The following is a 22,372-nucleotide window of genomic DNA, read 5'->3' on the forward strand; positions in this document are numbered from 1 at the left end:
AGGGGGGCTGGTGCGGCGATGTCCTCGATCCTGCGGCATGCCGCCTGCGCATCCAGGCCTCGCGGAGATGCCGCCTGGTAGGCTCGTGGCGGCTGCAGGACTGCGGCCGCGTGCGCTGTCGCGACCGGAAGGCTGGTCGTTGGTGGTGGATGCCGAGGCGCGTCTCGACCTCCTCCACTGATGACCACTCCGACGGGCGTCGCAGCGTGCGACCTGTCTGTCGTGCCCGCGGATCGGGCACAGGAGGAGAGAGACCTTGGAAGGTCCTGAGATCACGTTCGCCGAGACGGTCATCGACAATGGCAAGTTCGGCACCCGCACCATCCGCTTCGAGACCGGCCGCCTCGCGCAGCAGGCGCAGGGCTCTGCCGCTGCGTACATCGACGGCGAGACCATGCTGCTGAGCGCGACGAGCGTCAGCAAGCACCCGAAGGACAACTTCGACTTCTTCCCGCTCACGATCGACGTCGAGGAGCGGATGTACGCCGCGGGCCGCATCCCCGGCTCGTTCTTCCGTCGCGAGGGCCGCCCCTCGACCGACGCGATCCTCACGTGCCGTCTCATCGACCGGCCGCTGCGCCCGACCTTCGTCGAGGGCCTGCGCAACGAGGTCCAGGTCGTCATCACGGTGCTCGCCATCGAGCCCGACGAGCTGTACGACGTGCTGGCGATCAACGCGGCGTCGATGTCGACCCAGCTGTCGGGCCTGCCGTTCTCCGGCCCGATCGGTGGCGTGCGCGTCGCGCTCATCGACGGCCAGTGGGTCGCATTCCCGAAGCACTCGCAGCTCGAGCAGGCCGTGTTCAACATGGTCGTCGCGGGCCGCGTCACCGACGACGGCGACGTCGCGATCATGATGGTCGAGGCCGAGGCCACCGACGAGTCGTGGCACCTCATCCAGGGCGGCCAGCAGGCCCCCACCGAGGAGGTCGTCGCCGAGGGTCTCGAGGCGTCGAAGCCCTTCATCAAGCAGCTCGTCGAGGCGCAGCAGCAGGTCGCGAAGACCGCCGCGAAGCCGACGCGCGACTACCCGCTGTTCCCGCCGTACTCGCCGGAGGCCCTCGAGGCCGTGTCGGCGGTCGCCGAGGCCGAGGTCGGAGGCGTCTACCAGATCGCCGACAAGATCGAGCGGCAGGACGCCGACGACGCGCTCAAGGAGCGCGTCAAGGAGCAGGTCAACGCGAAGATCGCCGCAGGCGAGCTCGACGCGTCGATCGCACCGCAGGTCTCCGCTGCGTACAAGGCGGTCTCGAAGAAGGCCATGCGCGCCCGCGTCCTGAAGGACGGCGTGCGCATCGACGGCCGTGGGCTCGCGGACATCCGCGCGCTCGACGCCGAGGTCGACATCGTGCCTCGCGTGCACGGCTCGGCGATCTTCCAGCGCGGCGAGACGCAGATCATGGGCATCACGACGCTCAACATGCTGAAGCTCGAGCAGCAGATCGACTCGCTGTCGCCCGTGACGTCGAAGCGCTACATGCACAACTACAACTTCCCGCCGTACTCGACGGGCGAGACGGGCCGCGTCGGCAGCCCGAAGCGCCGCGAGATCGGTCACGGCGCCCTGGCCGAGCGTGCGCTCGTGCCCGTGCTGCCCAGCCGCGAGGAGTTCCCCTACGCCATCCGCCAGGTCTCCGAGGCGCTGTCGTCGAACGGCTCGACCTCGATGGGCTCGGTGTGCGCCTCGACGCTCTCGCTGCTCAACGCGGGCGTGCCGCTGCGCGCTCCCGTCGCGGGCATCGCGATGGGCCTCATCTCGGACGAGGTCGACGGCGAGACCCGCTACGCGGCGCTCACCGACATCCTCGGAGCCGAGGACGCCCTCGGCGACATGGACTTCAAGGTCGCGGGCACGCCCGAGTTCGTCACGGCGATCCAGCTCGACACGAAGCTCGACGGCATCCCCGCCTCGGTCCTCGCCGGCGCGCTGACGCAGGCGAAGGAGGCGCGCACGAAGATCCTCGACGTGCTCAACCAGGCGATCGACGCGCCCGACGAGATGGCGCCGACGGCGCCGCGCGTCATCAGCGTCAACATCCCGGTCGACAAGATCGGCGAGGTCATCGGCCCCAAGGGCAAGGTCATCAACCAGATCCAGGACGACACGGGCGCCCAGATCTCGATCGAGGACAACGGCACCGTCTACATCGGCGCCGTCGACGGCCCGTCGGCGGAGGCCGCTCGGGCCGCGATCAACGCGATCGCGAACCCGACGAACCCCGAGGTCGGCGAGCGCTACCTCGGCACGGTCGTGAAGATCGCGTCGTTCGGCGCGTTCGTCTCGCTGCTGCCGGGCCGCGACGGTCTGCTGCACGTGACGGCGATGCGTCCGCTCAACGAGGGCAAGCGCATCGAGGCCGTCGAGGACGTCGTGTCGGTCGGCCAGAAGCTCCAGGTCACGATCACGAAGGTCGACGACCGCGGCAAGCTGTCGCTCGAGCTCGTCGAGGACGAGTCGGCTGCCGCAGCGGCACCGGCCGAGGACGCTCCCGCCGCGGAGTAGTCCGGTCCTGGTCGAAGGGGGTGCGCGAGAGCGCACCCCCTTCGTCGTGCCCGACGACGTGGCGGTGGGTGCGCGCCTAGGCTCGTCACCGTGAGCGGAGTCCTCGTCGTCGGCAGCATCAACGTGGACGTCACGGTCGTCGCCGACCGCATGGCCGCCGCCGGCGAGACGATCACGGGGTCGGCGCTCGAGACGGGGCTCGGCGGCAAGGGCGCGAACCAGGCGGCTGCCGCATCCCTCGCGGGCGCGACGACGGCGATGATCGGCTGCGTCGGGTCCGACGCCTTCGCCGACGTGGCCCTCGGCGGGCTGCGCGCTGCGGGCGTCGACGTCGACGGCGTCCGCACCGTCGACGGCGGCACGGGCATCGCGCATATCCGCGTCGCGGGCGGCGAGAACTCGATCGTCGTCGTGCCGCTCGCGAACGCGCAGCTCGACGTCGCCCAGGCGCAGGCTGCGGTCGACGCCGCCGACGCCGACGTGCTCCTCCTGCAGCTCGAGATCGCGCAGGACGTCGTGCTCGCCGCCGCCGAGCGCGCGCATGCGCGCGGCATGCGCGTCGTGCTCGACCCGGCACCCGCAGCGCCGCTGCCCGAGGAGATCTGGCAGCACGTCGCGCTCGTGAAGCCCAACGAGCACGAGGCGGGCCTGCTGACGGGCGTCGACGTGACGGACGCCGCGAGCGCAGAGCGTGCCGCGCGCTGGTTCCTCGGCCGCGGCGTCGGCGCGGCGATCGTGACGCTCGGACGGGCGGGTGCGGTGCTCGTGGATGCGAGCGGTGCGCGCACGCTCGACGCCCACGTCGTCGACGCGGTCGACTCGACCGCAGCCGGCGACACGTTCTCGGGCTACCTCGCCGCGGCGCTCGCCGCCGGCGAGGGCCTCGACGCAGCCGCACGCCGCGCCATGGCGGCCGCAGCCATCTCGGTGACGCGCGTGGGCGCCACGGCGTCCATCCCGTCGGCCGACGAGGTCGACGCGTTCCTCGCCTAGCGAACCCGAGCGCGGACCGGCCGGAGCACGCGCGACGCGGAAGTAGGCTCGGAGGCATGTCTGCGCCCGTGCCGCTGCCGCTCGAGACCCCCGACACCACGATCGCCGCGGCGGGTGGTGCGCTCGTGCGGCGCACCGTGCTGCCGACGGGCCTGCGGGTGCTCAGCGAGCACGTGCCGGGGGCCTCGAGCGTCACGGTGGGCTTCTGGGTGCCGGTGGGCTCGCGCGACGAGCAGCCGGTGACCTTCGGCTCGACCCACTTCCTCGAGCATCTGCTCTTCAAGGGCACGCAGCGCCGCACGGCGTTCGACATCGCCGTCGCGTTCGACGCCGTCGGCGGCGAGCACAATGCGCTCACCGCCAAGGAGCACACCTGCTACTACGCGAAGGTGCGCGACCGCGACCTCCCGATGGCGGTCGAGGTCATCGCCGACATGGTGACGTCGTCGCTGCTCGACGAGGATGAGTTCGAGTCCGAGCGCGGCGTCATCCTCGAGGAGCTCGCGATGGCCGACGACGACCCGGGCGACGTCGCCGGCGAGCTGCTCGCGCGCCTCGTCTACGGCGAGCACGAGCTGGGCCGACCCATCGGGGGCACGAAGGAGACCATCCGTGCGGTCTCTCGCGACGACGTCGCCGCGCACTACCGCGAGCACTACCGCGCGCGCGACCTCGTCGTGACGGTCGCCGGCGCCGTCGACCACGACGAGCTCGTCGCCGCCGTGCAGCGGGCGCTCGCCGAGTGCGGATGGGACGACGCGCCGTCGGCACCGCGTGCGCGGCGCACGACCGACGCCGCCGACATCTCGGGAGGCGCGCTCGAGGTGATCGAGCGCCCGCTCGAGCAGGTGAACCTCATGCTCGGCATGCCCGGCCTCCTCGCGAGCGACCGCCGTCGCACCCACATGTCCGTCATGAACACCGTGCTGGGCGCCGGCATGTCGTCGCGCCTCTTCCAGGAGGTCCGCGAGCGCCGCGGCCTCGCGTACTCGGTGTACTCCTTCTCGTCGCTGTACTCGGATGCGGGCTCGTTCGGCATGTACGCGGGCTGCACGCCCGCGAAGGCGGGAGAGGTGGCGCGCATCATGCTCGGCGAGCTCGACCGGCTCGCCTCCGACGGGGTCACCGACGAGGAGCTGGTGCGCGCGAAGGGGCAGATCGCCGGTGCGAGCGCGCTCGCGCTCGAGGACTCCGACGCGCGCATGTCCCGGCTCGGCCGCGCCGAGCTCACGATGGGCGAGTTCTCCGACCTCGACACGGCGCTCGCCGCCGTCGAGCGCGTCACGGCCGACGAGGTCCGTGCGATCGCCGCCGAGCTCGCCGGTGGTCGCCGCTCGATCGCCGCCGTGGGCCCCGTGCGCGCCGAGGCGTTCGCCGGCCTCGTCTGACGCCCGCCGCCCGTCGGCGGCGGCTCGCAGCGCGACCGCCTGCGACCGACGTCCACGAAACCCAGGGCGGGCACCACGGGTCGGCCGAGTAGGGTGTGCTGGGCCGTTCGCGCGAAGGCGCGCGAGCCCACCGAGAGAGGATCGACGTGCCGCATCATCTGTACCTCGTCCGCCATGGCGAGCAGCAGGATGCCGAGCATGGCGTCGACGACGGCCCGCTGTCCGCGCGCGGCGCGCGCCAGGCCGACCTCATCGCCGATCGTCTCAGCGGCGTCGCCTTCACCGAGGCGTACCACTCGCCGCTCGCACGCGGCGAGGACACGGCGCGCGTCATGCGCGAGCGGCTGCCCGCCACGCCGTTCGAGCCGCATGCGCTGCTCATGGACTGCATCCCGTCGGGCGTCGAGCCCGAGATGCCGCACGCCTACCAGTCGTTCTTCTCGGGCGTCACCGACGCGGAGGTCGACGCGGGCAAGGCGCAGATGGCCGATGCCGTCGAGCAGTGGCTCACGCCGCGCGGCGACCGCAGCGACGTGCTGCTCGTCACCCACAACTTCGTGATCGGCTGGTTCGTGCGCCACGTGCTCGAGGCCCCCGACTGGAAGTGGATGACGCTCAACCAGGCCAACGGTGGCCTCACCGTCATCCACATGCGTCCGGGGCGGCCCCCGCAGCTGTTGTGCCACAACGACCTCGGGCACCTGCCGGTCGAGCTGCGCACCGGCATGCCGACGGCGCTCCCCGTCTGACGCCCGGGGCCACCCAGGGCTCGGCGAGCGTCAGCGCGCGACGCGCTTGGCGTACCAGGCGTTGGCGTTGGGGTTGTCGTTGAACGGCTCGACCGACGCGAAGCCCGCGGCGGCGTAGAGCCCGCCCGCCGCGGCGAGCGACGAGTTCGTGTCGAGCACGACGTCGGTCGCGCCGAGCTCGATGGCGCGCTGCTCGAGCGCGGCGAGCAGGGCCTTGCCGACGCTGTGCCCGCGCGCGGCCTGCGTCGCGAACAGGTGCTTGACCTCGAACCACGCGCCCTCGTCGGAGGGGATGCGGCGCACGCCGCCGACGCCGACGGCGACGCCGTCGAGGCGCGCGACGAGCAGGGCGCCGTTCGGGGGCGTCAGCTGCTCGGTCGGTGCCGTCTTCGGCTGGTAGGGCCGGTCGTCGTCGGCCCACGTCGCGACGCGGTCGGCGATGTACGCATCGAGGAGGGCGCGGGCGTCGGCGTCGTCGGGGGAGGCGTCGTGGAGCGTGAGCACCCGGCCACGCTAGCGCCGCGAGCGGCTCGTCGCGCGCCGGTAGGCTCGAGGCCATGCTGCGCGTGGGGGTCCTGGGCGCGACGGGTCGGCTCGGCGCCGCCGCCGTCGCCGCGATCGACTCGGCCGACGACCTCGACGCCGTCGCGCTCGATCCGCGCGGCGCCCTCGACATGGCCAGCGTCGACGTCGCGTTCGACGCGACGATCCTCGCCGCATCCGAGCGCATCGTCGACGCCGCCGTCGCGCAGTGCGTGCCGATCGTCGTCGGCACGAGCGGCTGGGGGGCCGCACGCGTGGAGGCGCTGCGAGGCCGCGGCGCGACGGGCGTGCGCATCGTGCCGAACTTCTCGATCGGCTCGGTGGTGGGCACGCACCTCGCGACGATCGCGGCGCGCCATCTGGGTGCCGTCGAGATCGTCGAGACGCACCATGAGCGCAAGGTCGACGCACCGAGCGGCACGGCCGTGCGCACCGCCGAGGCCATCGCCGCCGTGCGCGCTGTCGACGCGCCGACGCCCGACGAGCCGGGCCGGGGCGTGCTGGTGGCCGGCATCCCCGTCCACGCGCTGCGCCTCCCCGGTGTGAGCGCACGCCAGGAGGTCGTGCTCGGCGGCACGGGCGAGACGCTCACGATCCGCCACGACACGCTCGGCCACGAGGCGTACGCCGCCGGCATCCTGCTCGCCCTGCGCGCGAGCCGACCCGCGCACGTCGTCGTCGGGCTCGACGACCTCCTCGGCCTGCAGGACCTCGCATGAGCCGCGCGCTCGCCTGGCTCATGGGCGCCGTGCTCGCCCTCTACATCGGGCTCGCCGGCAGCTGGGCGGTGCAGCTCGTCGGCAGCGGCGAGCCCGCCGGCATCGGTCTCGGCGTCGCCCTCGTCGTGCTCGCGGGCATCGGCGCGTGGGCGCTCGCGACCGAGCTCGTCTTCGGGGTGCGCCTCGACCGCCTCGTGCGGCGACTGGATGCAGCGGGCGGCATGCCCACGCCGCTGCCGAAGGCGCCGAGCGGCCGCGCCGACAAGGACGCCGCCGACGACGCGTTCCCCGTGGCGAGGGCCGACGTCGAGGCGAACCCGGAGTCGTGGGAGTCGTGGCTGCGGCTGTCGATGGCGTACGACGCCGCCCGGGACCGTCGCCGGGCGCGGCGCGCCGCGCGCGAGGCCATCCGGCTCAGCCGCGTCTAGGTGCAGACTGGAGGCATCATGAGCCAGCCCTACGAGACCCTCCTCGCCGACGTCCTCGCGAACGGCGTCGCGAAGGGCGATCGCACCGGCACGGGCACGCGCAGCGTGTTCGGCCGGCAGCTCCGCTACGACCTGTCGGAGGGCTTCCCGCTCGTCACGACGAAGCGCGTGCACTTCCGGTCGATCGCCCTCGAGCTGCTGTGGTTCCTGCGCGGCGACTCGAACGTGCGGTGGCTGCAGGAGCGCGGCGTGACGATCTGGGACGAGTGGGCCGACGCGGAGGGCGACCTCGGCCCCGTCTACGGCGTGCAGTGGCGCTCGTGGCCGACGCCGTCGGGCGAGTCGATCGACCAGCTCTCGCAGCTCGTCGAGCAGATCCGCTCGAACCCGGACTCGCGCAGGCTCATCGTGTCGGCGTGGAACCCCGCGGACATCCCGAGCATGGCGCTCGCGCCGTGCCACGCGTTCTTCCAGGTCTTCGTCGCCGACGGTCGGCTGTCGCTGCAGATCTACCAGCGCTCGGCCGACATGTTCCTCGGCGTGCCCTTCAACATCGCGTCGTACGCGCTGCTCACGCACATGCTCGCGCAGCAGACGGGCCTCGAGGTCGGCGAGCTCGTCTGGACGGGCGGCGACTGCCACATCTACGACAACCACGTCGAGCAGGTCGAGCGCCAGCTGGCGCGCGAGCCGTTCCCGCTGCCGACGCTGCGCCTCGCGCGCACGCCCGACAGCATCCTCGACTACGAGTACGACGACCTCGAGGTCGTCGGCTACGAGCACCACCCGGGCATCAAGGCGCCCGTGGCCGTCTGAGCAGCATCGTGACCCAGCGCATCGGGCTCATCTGGGCGGAGGCCCACGACCACGTCATCGGCGCGGGCGGCGACATGCCGTGGCGACTGCCGGAGGACATGCGGCGCTTCCAGCGCATCACGATGGGCTCGCCCGTCGTCATGGGCCGTCGCACGTGGGAGTCGTTCGGCTCCCCGCCGAGGCCGCTGCGGGGGCGCACGAACGTCGTCGTCACGCGCGACGCCGACTACGACGCACCGGGGGCGACCGTCGTGTCGACGCTCGAGACCGCGCTCGACGTCGCGCGCATCGTCGCGGAGGAGGACGGCGCCGAGACCGTGTGGGTCATCGGCGGCGGCGAGGTGTACCGCCAGGCGCTCGCGATGGCCGACGCCGTCGAGCTCACCGAGATCGACGCGGACCTCGAGGGCGACACGACGGCGCCCGCGCTCGGCGACGAGTGGGCGACGATCGTGCTCGACCCCGAGGCGGGGTGGCACGTCTCCGACGGTGGGCTGCGCTACCGCTACCGCACGCTCGTGCGGGTGGCAGGCGCCTGACCCGCGAAGCGTCCGAGCCGACGCGGCTCGGCAGGGCGCTCACGGCGCCCGCGACGCGGGCGGTCACGACGCCGGGGTGCCCCGGCTAGGCTGGGGGCCGTGATCCACAACCCCTTCGGCCAGGTCCTGGTCGCCCTCGTGACGCCGTTGCTGGCCGACGGCGAGGTCGACTGGCCGGGCGTCGAGCGCCTCATCGACGACGTCGTGACGCACGGGGCCGACGGCATCGTGGTCTCGGGCACGACGGGGGAGACGTCGACGCTCACCGACCCCGAGAAGATCCGCCTCGTGGAGGTCGCGAAGGACGTCGCGGGCAGCCGAGCGAAGATCATCCAGGGCGGCGGCTCGAACGAGACCGCTCACGCCATCGATCTCTACCGGCAGGCCGAGCGCGCAGGCGCCGACGGCGTCATGATCGTCACCCCGTACTACAACAAGCCCACGCAGGCGGGCCTGCTCACGCACTTCCGCATGATCGCGGACGCCACCGACCTGCCCGTCATCCTCTACGACATCCCCGGCCGCACGGGCGTGCCCATCCGGTACGAGACCATCGTGCGCGCCGCGAAGCACCCGAACATCCTCGCCGTGAAGGACGCCAAGGGCGACCTCGCCGAGGTGAGCCGCGTGCTCAACCAGACCGACCTGCTCTACTTCTCCGGCGACGACGCGATGGTGCTCCCGCACCTCGCCGTCGGAGCGGTGGGCCTCATCGGCGTGACGGCGAACATCGCCCCGCGCCCCTACCGCACGATCGTCGACGCCGTGAACGCTGGCGACCTGCACACGGCGCAGGCGCAGCACAAGGCGCTCGAGCCGCTCGTGCGGGCGACCATGACGCACGTGCCGGGCACGGTCGCGACCAAGTACATCCTGCACGCGCTCGGCCGCATCGGCAGCCCGCGCGTGCGCCTGCCGCTCGTCGGTCCCGAGGACTCCGAGGCAGCGCTCATCGAGGACGAGATCGCGCTCGTGCGCGACATCGACGGCCTCGACCTCTCCCGCTTCCGGCCCGACCGGAACGCGGCTGCGGGTGGCGCGCTGCCGAAGGTCCACGGCACGACGCGCTGACACCACGAGGAGGCCCATGACGGCCATCGCACAGCCGGCTCCGCTCGAGCCCGGCACCCTTCGCATCATCCCGCTCGGCGGCCTCGGCGAGGTCGGCCGCAACATGACGGTCTTCGAGATCGACGGCCGCCTGCTGGTCGTCGACTGCGGCGTGCTGTTCCCCGAGGAGCACCAGCCGGGCGTCGACCTGATCCTGCCCGACTTCGCGCCCATCCGGGATCGCCTGGACGACATCGAGGCCGTCGTGCTGACGCACGGTCACGAGGATCACATCGGCGCCGTCCCGTACCTGCTGAAGCTGCGGCAGGACATCCCGCTCATCGGCTCGCAGCTCACGCTCGCGCTCGTCGAGGCGAAGCTCAAGGAGCATCGCATCAAGCCGTACACGCACACGGTGCGCGAGGGCGGCGTCGAGCAGCTGGGCCCGTTCGGGCTCGAGTTCATCGCGGTGAACCACTCGATCCCGGATGCGCTGGCCGTCGCCATCCGCACCAAGGCGGGCCTCGTGCTCGCCACGGGCGACTTCAAGATGGACCAGCTGCCGCTCGACGACCGCATCACCGACCTGCGCGCCTTCGCACGGCTCGGCGAGGAGGGCGTCGACGCGTTCCTCGTCGACTCGACCAACGCCGACGTGCCGGGCTTCACGGCGCCCGAGCGCGGCATCGGGCCCGTCCTCGAGCAGGTCATCGCGAAGACCGAGGGCAAGGTCGTCGTCGCGTCGTTCTCGAGCCACGTGCACCGGGTGCAGCAGGTGCTCGACGCGGCGCACGCGCACGGTCGCCGCGTCGCGTTCATGGGTCGCTCGATGGTGCGCAACATGGGCATTGCCGCCGACCTCGGCTACCTCACGGTGCCGGAGGGCGTCCTCATCGACGCGAAGAAGGCGCACGACCTGCCCGAGTCGAAGATCGTCTTCATGTCGACGGGATCGCAGGGCGAGCCGATGGCCGTGCTGTCGCGCATCGCGAACGGCGAGCACCAGATCGTCGTCGGCGAGCGCGACACCGTCATCCTCGCCTCGAGCCTCATCCCGGGCAACGAGAACGCCGTCTTCCGCGTCATCAACGGGCTCATGAAGCTCGGCGCGAACGTCGTGCACAAGGGCAACGCCAAGGTGCACGTCTCCGGGCACGCGTCGGCCGGCGAGCTGCTGTACTGCTACAACATCCTCGGCCCGCGCAACGTGATCCCCGTGCACGGCGAGTTCCGCCACCTGCACGCCGCGGCGTCGCTCGCGCGGCAGACGGGCGTCGCGCACGAGCGGGCGTTCGTGGGCGAGAACGGCACCGTGTGGGATCTGCGGGCGGGCGACATCCGCGTGGCGGGCCAGCTCGAGATCGGCTTCGTGTACGTCGACGGCTCGTCGGTGGGTCGCATCGACGACGCCGACCTCAAGGATCGCCGGATCCTCGCCGAGGAGGGCTTCATCTCGATCTTCATCGCGATCGAGGCGCAGACCGGCAAGTGCGTCGTCGGCCCCGAGATCCATGCGCGCGGCTTCGCCGAGGACGACTCGATCTTCGACGAGATCCGCCCGAAGATCGTGCGGGCGCTCGAGGAGGCTGCCGGGCAGGGCGTGCGCGACACGCACCAGTTCTCGCAGACGGTCCGTCGCACGGTGGGTCGCTGGGTCGGCACGCGCATCCGCCGCCGCCCCATGATCGTGCCGGTCGTCATCGAGGCGTGACGACGCGGCCGTGACCGAAGCGTGACCCGACCTCGTCCATGCGGATGAGGCGGGCTCGCAGTCGTCGCGCATAGCCTCGCTCCGGGTCGACGCACGAGGTCGCCCGGAGCGAGGCGAGCATGGGCACGGACGACGGACGCATCGAGGGCGCGGAGGGTGCTGCGGCGCCCGGCGGTGGGCAGACGCCGCCCGCGCGCACGACGGCTCCGGCGACGCCCGCCCCGGATCGTCCGCAGCACGCGGCAGGAGGCGACGAGCGTCGCGCCGCCGCGGCGCAGCATCGCCTCGAGGCCGCGGAGCGCGCGGCCGCCCGGCGCGCCGAGCGGCAGTCGCGCGGCCCCGGCCCGTGGCGCACGGTCGTCTGGCCCGCGCTGCGCCTCGTGGTGTTCGCGATCATCGCCGTCGCGCTCGTGAAGCTCGCGTTCTTCCCCGACGTCGCGACCGAGGCTGCCGGCGAGCTGCCGCCGACGGCGACGATGCAGGAGCCGCTCGTGGCCGCGTCCGTCGGCACCGTGCGCAACGACCTCGCCCTCGAGGGCCAGGTGCTGCCCGACGAGCCCGTCTCGGTGCGCTCGACGCAGACGGGCACGGTCACGCGCATCCTCGCGACCGACGGCCAGGCCGTCGAGGCGGGCACCGAGCTCTACGTCGTGCGGGTCGAGACGCCCGCGACCCGACCGGCAGAGGACGGCTCGGTCCCGCCGCCGACCGTGCGGCTCTTCACGATCGCGTCGCCCGCGGCCGGGGTGCTGACGGGCTTCGAGGTGCTGCCGAACCAGGAGGTGCAGGTCGGCACGCAGACGGGGGCGGTGCAGCCCTCGACGTTCCACGTCGACGCGCCGCTCACGGCGCAGGAGCAGTACCGGCTCACGACGCAGCCCACCGAGGCGCAGGTGCAGATCCCCGGCGGCCCCGCCCCCTTCGCGTGCACGGGTCTCGCGGTGCTGCAGCCGTCGACGACCGCGCCGGGCGCACAGGGGACGGATGGCCAAGGCGCCACGGGCGTCTCGACGGCGACGATGCGATGCCAGGTGCCGGGCGACGTCCGCGTCTTCTCGGGGCTCGCCGCCGACGTGACCATCGCGGGCGGCATCGCCGAGGGCGTCCTCGTGCTGCCGACGACCGCGGTGCTCGGCAGCGCCGACACCGGCATGGTGATGCGCCAGGGTGCCGACGGGATGCAGGAGGAGGTGCAGGTCGAGCTCGGCCTCACCGACGGCCAGCAGATCGAGATCCGCTCCGGGCTCGCCGACGGCGACCAGGTGCTGCAGTTCGTGCCCGGCGGCGAGCCGCTCGGCGATCCGTGCCTCGACCCGTTCGCGCCGACCTACGACCCGATGGCGTGCGGCGAGGTGGCGCCGTGACGCTGCTGACGCTCGAGGCCGTCACCCGCCACGTCGCGCTGCCCGATCGGCCGCCGCTCGAGATCCTCCGCGGCATCGACCTCGTCGTCGACGCGGGCGACCGCGTGTCGATCGTGGGACGCTCGGGCTCCGGCAAGTCGACCCTCCTCAACATCCTCGGGCTCCTCGACCAGCCCACGACGGGCAGGATGCGCTTCGACGACGAGCCCGTGCTGCTCATGTCCGCGCGCCGCCGCGACCGCGTGCGCGCGCTCTCGGTGGGGTTCGTCTTCCAGCAGTTCCACCTCATCGAGGGGCTCTCGGCGCTCGAGAACGTGCAGATGCCGCTGCTGTACGGCTCGAGCGCGCACTTCTGGCGCCGCGAGCGGCTCGCGCGGGCGATGCTCGACCGCGTCGCGCTCGGTCACCGCGCCGACGCGCCCGTCACGACGCTCTCCGGCGGCGAGCAGCAGCGCGTCGCGATCGCGCGCGCGCTCGTGCGGTCGCCGCGCCTCATCCTCGCCGACGAGCCGACGGGTGCGCTCGACCTCGAGACGGGTGCGCGGATCATGGATCTGCTCGAGGACGTCGCGCGCGACTCGCGCGCCGCGCTCGTCACCATCACGCACGACGTGAACGTCGCGGCGCGCTCCGAGCGCATGCATCGCCTCGACGCCGGCGTGCTGGCACCCGCGGAGCACGTCGCCGAGGTCGCCGCGTGAGCCTCGTGGCGGCGACGTTCGCCGAGGCGATCTCGCAGCTGCGCATCCATCGCGTCCGTGTGCTGCTGAGCCTCGTGGGGGTCGCGGTCGCGGTCGCGGCGCTCACGGCGTCGGTCGCGCTCGGCGACATCGTGCGGCAGGCGAACGTCCTGTCGCTCGAGCAGTCGTCAGGCAGGCCCGCGACGTTCTCGTTCTCCCTGACGTCGACGACGGGCGCGCAGCCGAGCGCCGACGCCGTCATCGACGAGGCCGAGGCGATCGCCGAGCGCTACGACATCCGCTACATGAGCCCCGTGCTGTACCTCGGCGGGCAGGTCGACCTCGCGAACGTGCGCACGGAGACGCAGATCATGGGCGTCGGGCCCGACTACCTCACGATGCACCGCATGGAACTCGCCGACGGCCGGTGGTTCGTCGAGTCCGACGATGAGCGCCTCGCGCCCGCGATCGTCGTCAACCGCGACGTCATGGACCTCCTCGGGGCCTCGAGCGTGGCCGAGCATCCCACGATCACGATGGCCGACGGTCGCACGGCCGTCGTCGTCGGCGTCGTCGAGGGCGGCATGCACTCGGGGTATCCCTCGCTCTTCGCCCTGCCTGGCACCGCCATCGACCTCGCGGGGCCCGAGGCGGCCCAGTACGCGCAGCCGTCGATCGAGGTGTGGGTGCCGGAGGGGTCGGCTGCCGACGTCGAGCGCATGGTCGTGCGCGACCTGCAGGGCGCGTTCCCCGACGCGGAGGCGTCGGGCGCGCAGCAGGACTACACCGTGTACTTCGACCAGATGGGCGACCCCACCGAGCTGCTGCGCACCATCCTGCTGGGCATCTCGGGCGTCGTGCTGCTGCTCGGGGCGCTGAGCCTCGTGAACATCGCCGTCATCACGGTGCGGCATCGCGTGCGCGAGCTCGGCATCCGGCGGGCGTTCGGCGCGAGCCTGTCGCGCGTCTTCGTCGGCGTCATGCTCGAGTCGGTCGTGGGCACGGTCGTCGCGGGCGTCGTCGGCATCATGCTCGTCGTGCTGGCGTACCGCATCCTGCTCGTCGACGGCCTCGTCGACCTCGGTATGCCCGGCGACCTGCCGCCCTTCCCCGTCGCGGCCGCGATCGTGGGGCTCGTCGTCGCGACGGGCGTCGGCGCGCTCGCCGGCGTCATCCCGGCGGTCGTCGCCGTGCGCTCGAAGGTGATCGACGCCATCCGCTTCTGACGCCGTGGCCGCGGATGCCGTGCGGGGCTCCGCGAGTCCGGCGGCGGCACGGTGCGCCTGACGGGTGCGCGCGGTGGTCGCGGATACCGTGTCGGCATGGCCACCACGAAGCCGACGCGCACGCCTGCCGCGAAGCGCGCGACCTCGAAGTCGGAGGGCTCCGCGAGGGGCTCGCGCACCTCGACGTCGACGCGCGCGCAGACGAAGGTGCTGACCGCCCCCGAGGAGCAGCCGAACGCGCTCGTGCGCGGCTGGATCGGCCTCGCGCACCTCGCGGGCGGCGCCGCGCGCGTCTTCGGCCGCGAGTCGCTCGCGAAGGACGAGCGCCGCGACGGCGTGCCCTTCCTCTTCACGCTGCTCGCGGTCGCGGGCGCCGTCGTCGAGTGGATCCTGCCGTCGAGCCCCGTGAGCCAGGTCCTCTCCGACGTCACGTTCGGCGGCCTCGTCGGCCAGGTCGCCCTCGCGCTGCCCGTCGTGCTCGCGCTCCTGGCGCTGTGGATGTTCCGCCACCCGGCCTCGGTGGTCGACAACGGCCGCATCGGCGTCGGCCTCGCGATGCTGCTCGTGTCCATCGCGACGCTGTGCCACGTCATGCTCGGTCGCCCCGAGGCCTCGCAGGGCCTCGGCGCCGTCGCCACCGCGGGCGGCATCCTCGGATGGGTGCTGGGCGCGCCGCTGTCGGCGCTCATCACGCCCGTCGGCGCCGGCATCGTCGCGGGCCTCCTCGTGGTCGTCGCGCTCCTCGTCCTCACGGCGACGCCGCCCAACCGCATCGTGCAGCGCGTCGGCGACCTCTACCGCTACCTCTTCGGCCTCGATCCCGAGACCGAGGAGGATCGCGCGCGGCGTCGCGCCGACCGCGACGCGGCGAGGGCCGAGCGAGCCGACGAGGGCGAGGGCGACGAGTCGCTGCCGTTCTGGCGTCGCAACGCCACGGGTCGCGAGGTCGACCCTGCGTACGACACCCCCGTGCTCGTCGACCACGACGACGCACCCGCCGCGACGGCCACGGGCCCCGCCCCGATCGCGGCGTCCGACGACGCGACGAGCGTGCTCGAGCAGTGGGCCGACCAGGACGCCTACGAGACCGAGGTGCTCGGCCACCTCGAGCACGCCGAGGAGGCCGTGCGCCGCATCACGGGGGAGGCGCCCGCGCTCGAGCCCGAGCCGGTCGAGCCCGAGGGCATGCAGCCCCTCGCGGGGCCGCCGACCGACCGCCCCTACCGGCTGCCGAGCATCCAGTCGCTCAACCAGGGGGAGCCGGGCAAGGCCCGCTCGCAGGCGAACGACGACATGGTCGCCGCCATCACCGGCGTGCTCGACAACTTCAAGGTCGACGCCCGGGTGACGGGCTTCAGCCGCGGCCCCACCGTCACCCGCTACGAGATCGAGGTCGGCCAGGGCGTCAAGGTCGAGCGGGTCACGGCGCTGTCGAACAACCTCGCCTACGCCGTCGCGTCGAACGAGGTCCGCATCCTCGCGCCCATCCCCGGCAAGAGCGCGATCGGCGTCGAGATCCCGAACCCCGACCGCGAGACGGTGAAGCTCGGCGACGTGCTGCGCTCGAAGCGCGCGACGCAGTCGACGCACCCGATGACGATCGGCATCGGCAAGGACGTCGAGGGCGGCTACGTCGTCGCGAACCTCGCGAAGATGCCCCACCTCCTCGTCGCCGGCTCGACGGGCTCCGGCAAGTCGTCGTTCGTGAACTCGATGATCACGAGCCTGCTGATGCGCGCGAAGCCGTCGGAGGTGCGCATGGTGCTCGTCGACCCCAAGCGCGTCGAGCTCACGGCGTACCAGGGCGTGCCGCACCTCATCACGCCCATCATCACGAACCCGAAGAAGGCGGCCGAGGCGCTGCAGTGGGTCGTGAAGGAGATGGACATGCGGTACGACGACCTCGCGTCGTTCGGCTTCCGCCACATCGACGACTTCAACGCCGCCGTGCGCGAGGGCACGCTCGCGCTGCCTCCCGGCAGCGAGCGCACCCTGAAGCCGTATCCGTACCTGCTCGTCGTCGTCGACGAGCTCGCCGACCTCATGATGGTCGCGCCGCGCGACGTCGAGGACTCGATCGTGCGCATCACGCAGCTCGCCCGCGCCGCCGGCATCCACCTCGTGCTCGCGACGCAGCGTCCGTCGGTCGACGTCGTCACGGGTCTCATCAAGGCCAACGTGCCCTCGCGGTTCGCGTTCGCCGTCTCGTCGGTCACCGACTCGCGCGTCATCCTCGACCAGCCGGGCGCCGACAAGCTCATCGGCCAGGGCGACGGCCTCTTCCTGCCGATGGGCTCGTCGAAGGCCATGCGCGTGCAGGGCGCGTGGGTCGACGAGGCCGAGATCGCACGGGTCGTGCAGCACGTCACGGGGCAGGCGCAGCCCGAGTACCGGCCGGACGTCGCGGAGGTGGCGGCGAAGAAGGAGATCGACGCCGACATCGGCGACGACCTCGACGACCTGTGCGCCGCCGCCGAGCTCGTCATCACGACGCAGTTCGGGTCGACGTCGATGCTGCAGCGCAAGCTGCGCGTGGGCTTCGCGAAGGCCGGCCGGCTCATGGACCTCATGGAGAGCCGCGAGATCGTCGGTCCGTCCGAGGGGTCGAAGGCGCGCGACGTGCTCGTGCCGCCGGATGGCCTCGCGGCCGTGCTCGCGTCGTTGCGCGGCGAGACGCCGCCCGCGGCCTCCGCGCCCGCGCCCTCCGCGCCCGCGCCGCAGCGCGACCTCGTCGCCGAGGCGGAGGCGGAGGCGAACCGCGGGCTCGAGGTCGTCGACGCCGACGGCGACGGCGAGGACGCATGGGGGCTCACGGGTCGGGACTGATCCGCGCGCGACCGACGCGGGTAGCCTGAGGGCATGAGCATCCTGAGCCCGTGGCGCGGACGCGTGTGGGCTCGCGGCGAGACGCCGGCGTCGGTCGCGAGCGTCCCGAACGTCATCTCGGTCGTCCGCGTCGTGCTGACGCCCGTGTTCGTCTGGCTCGTGCTCGTCGACGGCGGCGAGATGGGCGCGACGCGAGTCGTGGCCGCCGTCCTCTTCATGGTCCTCATCGCGACCGACTTCGTCGACGGCTGGATCGCCCGCAGCCGCAACCTCGTCACCGACTTCGGCAAGCTCTTCGATCCGATCGCCGACAAGGCGATCACGGGAGCCGGCCTCGTCGTGCTGTCGATCCTCGGCGAGCTGCCCTGGTGGGTCACGATCCTCGTGCTCGTGCGCGAGATCGGCATCACGGTGCACCGTCTGGCGATCGCGAGCGACGTCGTCATCCCGGCGACCTGGCCCGGCAAGGCGAAGACGTGGGCGCAGGCCGTGGCGCTGTCGGCCGCGCTCCTGCCGCTGTCGGCGTGGATCGGTGCGGACGCCGCGGGCGTCCTGCACGTCGCGACGATGACGATCGCCGTGATCCTCACGATCGTGTCGGGCCTCGAGTACCTCTGGCACGTGCGGCCGCGCCGCCGATGACGGCGGCCGAGGTCGTGCGCGTCGCGCGCGAGACGGGCGCGACGATCGCCGTCGCGGAGTCGCTCACGGGCGGCGCGCTCGCGAGCGCCATCGTCGACGTGCCGGGTGCCTCCGCCGTGCTGCGTCTCGGCGTCGTCGCCTACGACACCGCCATGAAGGCCTCGGTGCTGGGGGTGGACTCGCGGCTGCTCGCCGAGCGCGGCCCCGTCGACGCGGAGGTCGCACGGCGCATGGCCGAGGGCGTGCGCACGCTGGCCGTGACCGATGGCCCTGCGACGCTCGGCGTCGCGACGACGGGGGTGGCGGGGCCGAGCCCGCAGGGTGGGCACGCCGTGGGCGAGGTGCATGTGGGGATCGCGACGGCCGCCGGCGCGCGGTCGGTCCGCCTCGACCTCGACGGCGATCGTGCGAGCATCCGTGCGCAGGCGGTGCAGGCGGCGCTCGCCGAGGCGCTCGCGACGCTGGCGCGCGCAGCCGAGGCCCCGTCCGCAACCACAGGCCATCCATAGGTGGCGAGGGGTCCGAACTGGAATACGAGATGTGACGCTTGCGTTGTCAGATCTTGGCGGCGCAGCAGCAGTAGGCTGGTGGCCCGCCGAGGGTGAAGGGGGATCCCATGGTGTTGCTGAGACAGGAGCTGGGCGACGTGCTGCGCGACGTACGCCTGCAGCAGGGGCGCACGCTGCGCCAGGTCGCGTCGCGCGCTTCGGTGGCGCTCGGCTACCTCTCCGAGGTGGAGCGCGGCCAGAAGGAGGCGTCGAGCGAGATCCTCGCCGCCGTGGCAGAGGCGCTCGAGGTGTCGCTGTCGAGCATCCTGCGAGAGGTGGGGGACCGTCTCGCCGTGCTCGAGGGCATCGACGTGCCGGCGCTCGACCCGGCGCTGCAGCGCATCCCGGACGCCGTGCCGGACGAGCTCGTGCGCGAGCTGTCGACCATGTCGCGCTGAGCGCGCTCGATCAGACCGACCCGACGAGGGGCCGCAGGTGCGGCCCCTCGTCGCATATCGTGAGGGACCATGCGCACGAGCGAGCTGCAGCGAGCGGTCGACGAGGAGTTCGGCGGCATGGGTGCCGTGCTGCTCGCCGATCAGGTGCTGCCCGGGCTCGATGGCCGCACGGGCGCCGAGGCCCTCGCAGACGGCGTGCCGCCGCGCGCGGTGTGGCTCGCGCTCTGCGAGGCGCAGGAGGTGCCGCAGGCCAGGCGCCACGGCGCCGGCCGCAGAGCGCCGCTGCGCTGACGCCGACGCTCGCGGCGTCCGCGACACGCCGCATGCGCGTTCGAAGATGCGTTCGAACCCGGCGTACGCTGGCCGCGCAGCGTTCCACAGCCCGGCGCTCTGCACAGGCGGTGCCGAGATCGACCCCGTGTCGGTGGTCCCGCCTAGCGTGAGCCGGGTCAGGAACGCCGCCGGTCACCGGTGGTGGACGCGCCCGGCCAGTCATGGCTGCCTGTGGGCGAGTGGTCACGAAACGAAGGGTTCCAGCATGCCTACGCAAGCAGATCGCGAGAAGTCGCTCGAGGCGGCGCTCGCTCAGATCGACAAGCAGTTCGGCAAGGGCACGGTCATGCGGCTCGGCAGCGACGAGCGCGCGCCGGTCGCCGTCATCCAGACGGGCTCGATCGCCCTCGACGTCGCGCTCGGCATCGGCGGGCTCCCGCGTGGCCGCATCATCGAGATCTACGGGCCGGAGTCGTCCGGCAAGACGACGCTGACGCTCCATGCCATCGCCAACGCGCAGCGCAACGGCGGCATCGCGGCGTTCATCGACGCCGAGCACGCGCTCGACCCCGAGTACGCCAAGAAGCTCGGCGTCGACATCGACGCCCTGCTCGTGTCGCAGCCCGACACGGGTGAGCAGGCCCTCGAGATCGCCGACATGCTCGTGCGCTCGGGCTCGATCGACCTCGTCGTCATCGACTCCGTCGCGGCGCTCGTGCCGCGTGCCGAGATCGAGGGCGAGATGGGCGACAGCCACGTCGGCCTCCAGGCCCGCCTCATGTCGCAGGCGCTCCGCAAGCTCACGGGTGGCCTGAACCAGACGCAGACGACGATGATCTTCATCAACCAGCTGCGCGAGAAGATCGGCGTGTTCTTCGGCAGCCCCGAGACCACCGCCGGTGGCAAGGCGCTCAAGTTCTACGCGTCGGTGCGACTCGACATCCGTCGCATCGAGACCCTGAAGGACGGCACGGACGCCGTCGGCAACCGCACGCGCGTCAAGGTCGTGAAGAACAAGATGGCGCCGCCCTTCAAGCAGGCCGAGTTCGACATCCTGTACGGCGTCGGCATCTCGCGCGAGGGCAGCCTCATCGACTTCGGCGTCGATCACGGCATCGTGAAGAAGTCGGGCGCCTGGTACACGTACGACGGCGACCAGCTCGGGCAGGGCAAGGAGAAGGCGCGCGAGTTCCTGCGCACCAACCCCGACGTCGCTGCCGAGATCGAGGGCAAGATCCTCACGAAGCTCGGCGTCGGCCGAGCCGGTGCAGCGCCCGTCGAGTCGCTCGACGAGCGTCGCGCGGAGCGCAAGGGCGCGTAGGGATGCGTGTCGTCGACCTCGCCGAGGTGCGCGCCGCGAAGGAGCTCGCCTCGGCCGAGGCGCTCGACGTCGCCCGTCGCGCGCTCGGGCGTCGCGCCCTCAGCCGGGCAGAGGTCGCGCGTCGGCTCGACGAGCACGGCGTCGAGGCGCAGGATCGTGACGCCGCGCTCGACCGGCTCGAGGAGGAGGGCGCGATCGACGATCGCGCCCTCGCCGAGTCGGTCGCGGAGCGCGTGCGCAGCCGCCGCAAGGCGGGCGCACGCGTCGTCGAGCAGGAGCTCGCGCGCCGCGGCATCGCCGACGAGCACCGCACGCCTGCGCCGTCCGACGACGACGAGCTCGAGCGCGCGGTCGGCCTCGCCGAGCAGCGTCTGCGGCGCGCGCCGATCGACGAGGGCGCCGAGCGTCGCGTGGCCGGCATGCTGGCGCGCCGCGGCTTCGCCTCGGGCATCTGTCGCCGTGCCATCGAGGCGGCGAAGGCTCGGCTCGACGGCTCCGACGAGGGCTGAGCCCGGATTCAGCGCGCGTCCACCGGACGCGCGGGATCCCGGGTCTATGGTTGCCCCATGAAGACCTCGCGCCTCCTTGCGGTCCCCGCCATCGCGGCTGCCGCGCTGCTGACCATGACCGGCTGCTTCCAGCTGCCCGGGGCACCCACCACGAATCCCGGCACGACGACGGCGCCCACCTCCGATGGTGGCAGCGGTGGCGGCGGCGAGCAGGCGGGCGTCGAGCTCTCCGGCACGAGCTGGAGCGGTTCGGACGGGTTCAACTCGATGTCGTTCACGCTCAACGCCGACGGCACGATCGACTTCACCGAGTGGAACGAGCAGGGCGGCTTCGACGTGCCCGAGGACACCTGGGCCGTGTCGGGCTCCGAGGTGACCATGACGATCACCACGACCGACGGCGACCTCGTGTTCACGGGTCCCGCAGCGACCGGCAGCATGAGCCTGCCGGGCACGGGCGGCCCCGCGGTCGGGCAGACGCTCTCCATCACGCAGGACTCCTGATCCAGGGCTGACGCGCCACGGGACGGCGGCTGACGGCCGCCCTCTCGTGGCGCGTTCGCATGTCACCTGCGCGTCGTCAGCCTGCGGCGAGTCCAGCGGCCATCCACTCCGCTTCCAGGCTGAGCCGTCCGGTCGGGCGTACGCTCGATGCATGACGACCTCTCGCATCGCAGGCGCAGCCGCCGCCGGCATCGCAGCGATCCTCGCCCTGACGGGATGCATCCAGCTGCCGAGCCCTGGCCAGCCGCAGAGCCCCGGGCAGCCGCAGACCCCCACGGCCACGCAGCCGCAGAGCCCTGCCACGAGCGAGCCGGCCGCGAGCGAGGGCGACGAGCTCATCGACACGCAGTGGACGGGCACGGTCGAGGGCCCCGAGCTCTTCATCGATCTCGAGTTCACGTTCGAGGCCGACGGCACCCTCTACATCACGCGCTGGAGCGACGAGACGGGCGTGCCGTTCGACGTCGCGAGCGACACGTGGTCCGTCTCGGGCGGCACGCTCTCGATGACCCTCTCCGACATCCAGGAGATCGAGCGCATCGATCTGTCGGGGCCGGTCTCGACGGGCACGCTCACGCTCAGCGGCTCCGACGGCGTCGGCACCGCCGGCTACGCGGTCACCTTCACGCAGGGCTGACGGCC

At 72.5% G+C, this 22,372-nt stretch carries 23 protein-coding genes; 22 read left to right on the top strand and 1 reads right to left on the bottom strand.

Annotated features, from left to right (window positions below):
• The first annotated feature begins 256 nt into the window (after positions 1-256).
• From ACFQPP_RS14070 to ACFQPP_RS14085, 4 genes are all read left to right on the top strand, one after another.
• Positions 257-2,503: a polyribonucleotide nucleotidyltransferase gene (locus ACFQPP_RS14070; protein WP_376917271.1), complete on the top strand. Its 2,247-nt coding sequence runs from the start codon at positions 257-259 to the stop codon at positions 2,501-2,503.
• Between the two features lie 90 nt (positions 2,504-2,593).
• Positions 2,594-3,496 carry a ribokinase gene (locus ACFQPP_RS14075; protein ID WP_376917272.1) on the top strand — a complete coding sequence of 301 codons (903 nt, stop codon included), beginning with the start codon at positions 2,594-2,596 and terminating at the stop codon, positions 3,494-3,496.
• Positions 3,497-3,552: 56 nt separating this feature from the next.
• Entirely contained in the window at positions 3,553-4,884 is a 1,332-nt protein-coding gene (locus ACFQPP_RS14080; protein WP_376917273.1) for a M16 family metallopeptidase, read from the top strand.
• Between the two features lie 146 nt (positions 4,885-5,030).
• Positions 5,031-5,633, top strand: coding sequence for a histidine phosphatase family protein (locus ACFQPP_RS14085; protein ID WP_376917274.1), 603 nt, complete (start codon positions 5,031-5,033; stop codon positions 5,631-5,633).
• A gap of 30 nt (positions 5,634-5,663) precedes the next feature.
• Here ACFQPP_RS14085 and ACFQPP_RS14090 read toward each other — a convergent pair whose 3' ends face one another.
• Positions 5,664-6,137, bottom strand: coding sequence for a GNAT family N-acetyltransferase (locus tag ACFQPP_RS14090; protein WP_376917275.1), 474 nt, complete (start codon positions 6,135-6,137; stop codon positions 5,664-5,666).
• Between the two features lie 53 nt (positions 6,138-6,190).
• Between ACFQPP_RS14090 and ACFQPP_RS14095 the strand changes: the two genes are divergently transcribed.
• From ACFQPP_RS14095 to ACFQPP_RS14180, 18 genes are all read left to right on the top strand, one after another.
• On the top strand, positions 6,191-6,895 hold the full coding sequence (locus ACFQPP_RS14095) for a 4-hydroxy-tetrahydrodipicolinate reductase (RefSeq protein ID WP_376917276.1): 705 nt from the start codon (positions 6,191-6,193) through the stop codon (positions 6,893-6,895).
• A complete protein-coding gene (locus ACFQPP_RS14100; protein ID WP_376917277.1) occupies positions 6,892-7,323 on the top strand; it encodes a hypothetical protein in 432 nt (143 codons plus the stop codon). The genes ACFQPP_RS14095 and ACFQPP_RS14100 overlap by 4 nt, the downstream gene beginning before the upstream one ends.
• A gap of 18 nt (positions 7,324-7,341) precedes the next feature.
• On the top strand, positions 7,342-8,139 hold the full coding sequence (locus ACFQPP_RS14105; RefSeq protein WP_376917278.1) for a thymidylate synthase: 798 nt from the start codon (positions 7,342-7,344) through the stop codon (positions 8,137-8,139).
• Positions 8,140-8,147: 8 nt separating this feature from the next.
• Positions 8,148-8,678, top strand: a complete 531-nt coding sequence (locus ACFQPP_RS14110) for a dihydrofolate reductase (RefSeq protein WP_376917279.1) — start codon at positions 8,148-8,150, stop codon at positions 8,676-8,678.
• Positions 8,679-8,777: 99 nt separating this feature from the next.
• Positions 8,778-9,749 (top strand): 4-hydroxy-tetrahydrodipicolinate synthase, encoded by a 972-nt coding sequence (gene dapA / locus ACFQPP_RS14115; protein ID WP_376917280.1) that lies wholly within the window; start codon positions 8,778-8,780, stop codon positions 9,747-9,749.
• A 16-nt stretch (positions 9,750-9,765) separates the two neighbouring features.
• Positions 9,766-11,439 carry a ribonuclease J gene (locus ACFQPP_RS14120; protein WP_376917281.1) on the top strand — a complete coding sequence of 558 codons (1,674 nt, stop codon included), beginning with the start codon at positions 9,766-9,768 and terminating at the stop codon, positions 11,437-11,439.
• Positions 11,440-11,558: 119 nt separating this feature from the next.
• Positions 11,559-12,803, top strand: coding sequence for a hypothetical protein (locus ACFQPP_RS14125; protein ID WP_376917282.1), 1,245 nt, complete (start codon positions 11,559-11,561; stop codon positions 12,801-12,803).
• On the top strand, positions 12,800-13,504 hold the full coding sequence (locus tag ACFQPP_RS14130) for an ABC transporter ATP-binding protein (RefSeq protein WP_376917283.1): 705 nt from the start codon (positions 12,800-12,802) through the stop codon (positions 13,502-13,504). The genes ACFQPP_RS14125 and ACFQPP_RS14130 overlap by 4 nt, the downstream gene beginning before the upstream one ends.
• Positions 13,501-14,709: an ABC transporter permease gene (locus ACFQPP_RS14135; protein ID WP_376917284.1), complete on the top strand. Its 1,209-nt coding sequence runs from the start codon at positions 13,501-13,503 to the stop codon at positions 14,707-14,709. Before ACFQPP_RS14130 ends, ACFQPP_RS14135 begins: the two co-directional genes overlap by 4 nt.
• 96 nt (positions 14,710-14,805) lie before the next feature.
• A complete protein-coding gene (locus tag ACFQPP_RS14140) occupies positions 14,806-17,535 on the top strand; it encodes a DNA translocase FtsK (protein WP_376917285.1) in 2,730 nt (909 codons plus the stop codon).
• A 33-nt stretch (positions 17,536-17,568) separates the two neighbouring features.
• On the top strand, positions 17,569-18,177 hold the full coding sequence (pgsA, locus tag ACFQPP_RS14145) for a CDP-diacylglycerol--glycerol-3-phosphate 3-phosphatidyltransferase (protein WP_376917286.1): 609 nt from the start codon (positions 17,569-17,571) through the stop codon (positions 18,175-18,177).
• Entirely contained in the window at positions 18,174-18,686 is a 513-nt protein-coding gene (locus ACFQPP_RS14150) for a CinA family protein (RefSeq protein ID WP_376917287.1), read from the top strand. The genes pgsA and ACFQPP_RS14150 overlap by 4 nt, the downstream gene beginning before the upstream one ends.
• Before the next feature lie 107 nt (positions 18,687-18,793).
• Positions 18,794-19,123, top strand: coding sequence for a helix-turn-helix domain-containing protein (locus ACFQPP_RS14155; RefSeq protein ID WP_376917288.1), 330 nt, complete (start codon positions 18,794-18,796; stop codon positions 19,121-19,123).
• A 69-nt stretch (positions 19,124-19,192) separates the two neighbouring features.
• A complete protein-coding gene (locus tag ACFQPP_RS14160) occupies positions 19,193-19,414 on the top strand; it encodes a DUF3046 domain-containing protein (RefSeq protein WP_376917289.1) in 222 nt (73 codons plus the stop codon).
• A gap of 247 nt (positions 19,415-19,661) precedes the next feature.
• Complete coding sequence (recA, locus tag ACFQPP_RS14165; RefSeq protein ID WP_376917290.1) at positions 19,662-20,717, top strand: recombinase RecA; 1,056 nt, start codon at positions 19,662-19,664, stop codon at positions 20,715-20,717.
• Positions 20,718-20,719: 2 nt separating this feature from the next.
• On the top strand, positions 20,720-21,226 hold the full coding sequence (locus tag ACFQPP_RS14170; protein ID WP_376917291.1) for a regulatory protein RecX: 507 nt from the start codon (positions 20,720-20,722) through the stop codon (positions 21,224-21,226).
• Positions 21,227-21,283: 57 nt separating this feature from the next.
• A complete protein-coding gene (locus ACFQPP_RS14175) occupies positions 21,284-21,730 on the top strand; it encodes a hypothetical protein (protein ID WP_376917292.1) in 447 nt (148 codons plus the stop codon).
• 151 nt (positions 21,731-21,881) lie between these two features.
• Positions 21,882-22,367: a hypothetical protein gene (locus tag ACFQPP_RS14180; RefSeq protein WP_376917293.1), complete on the top strand. Its 486-nt coding sequence runs from the start codon at positions 21,882-21,884 to the stop codon at positions 22,365-22,367.
• Positions 22,368-22,372: the final 5 nt, after the last annotated feature.

It is taken from the genome of Agrococcus sp. GCM10030265 (assembly GCF_042666675.1).
Classification (GTDB): domain Bacteria; phylum Actinomycetota; class Actinomycetes; order Actinomycetales; family Microbacteriaceae; genus Agrococcus.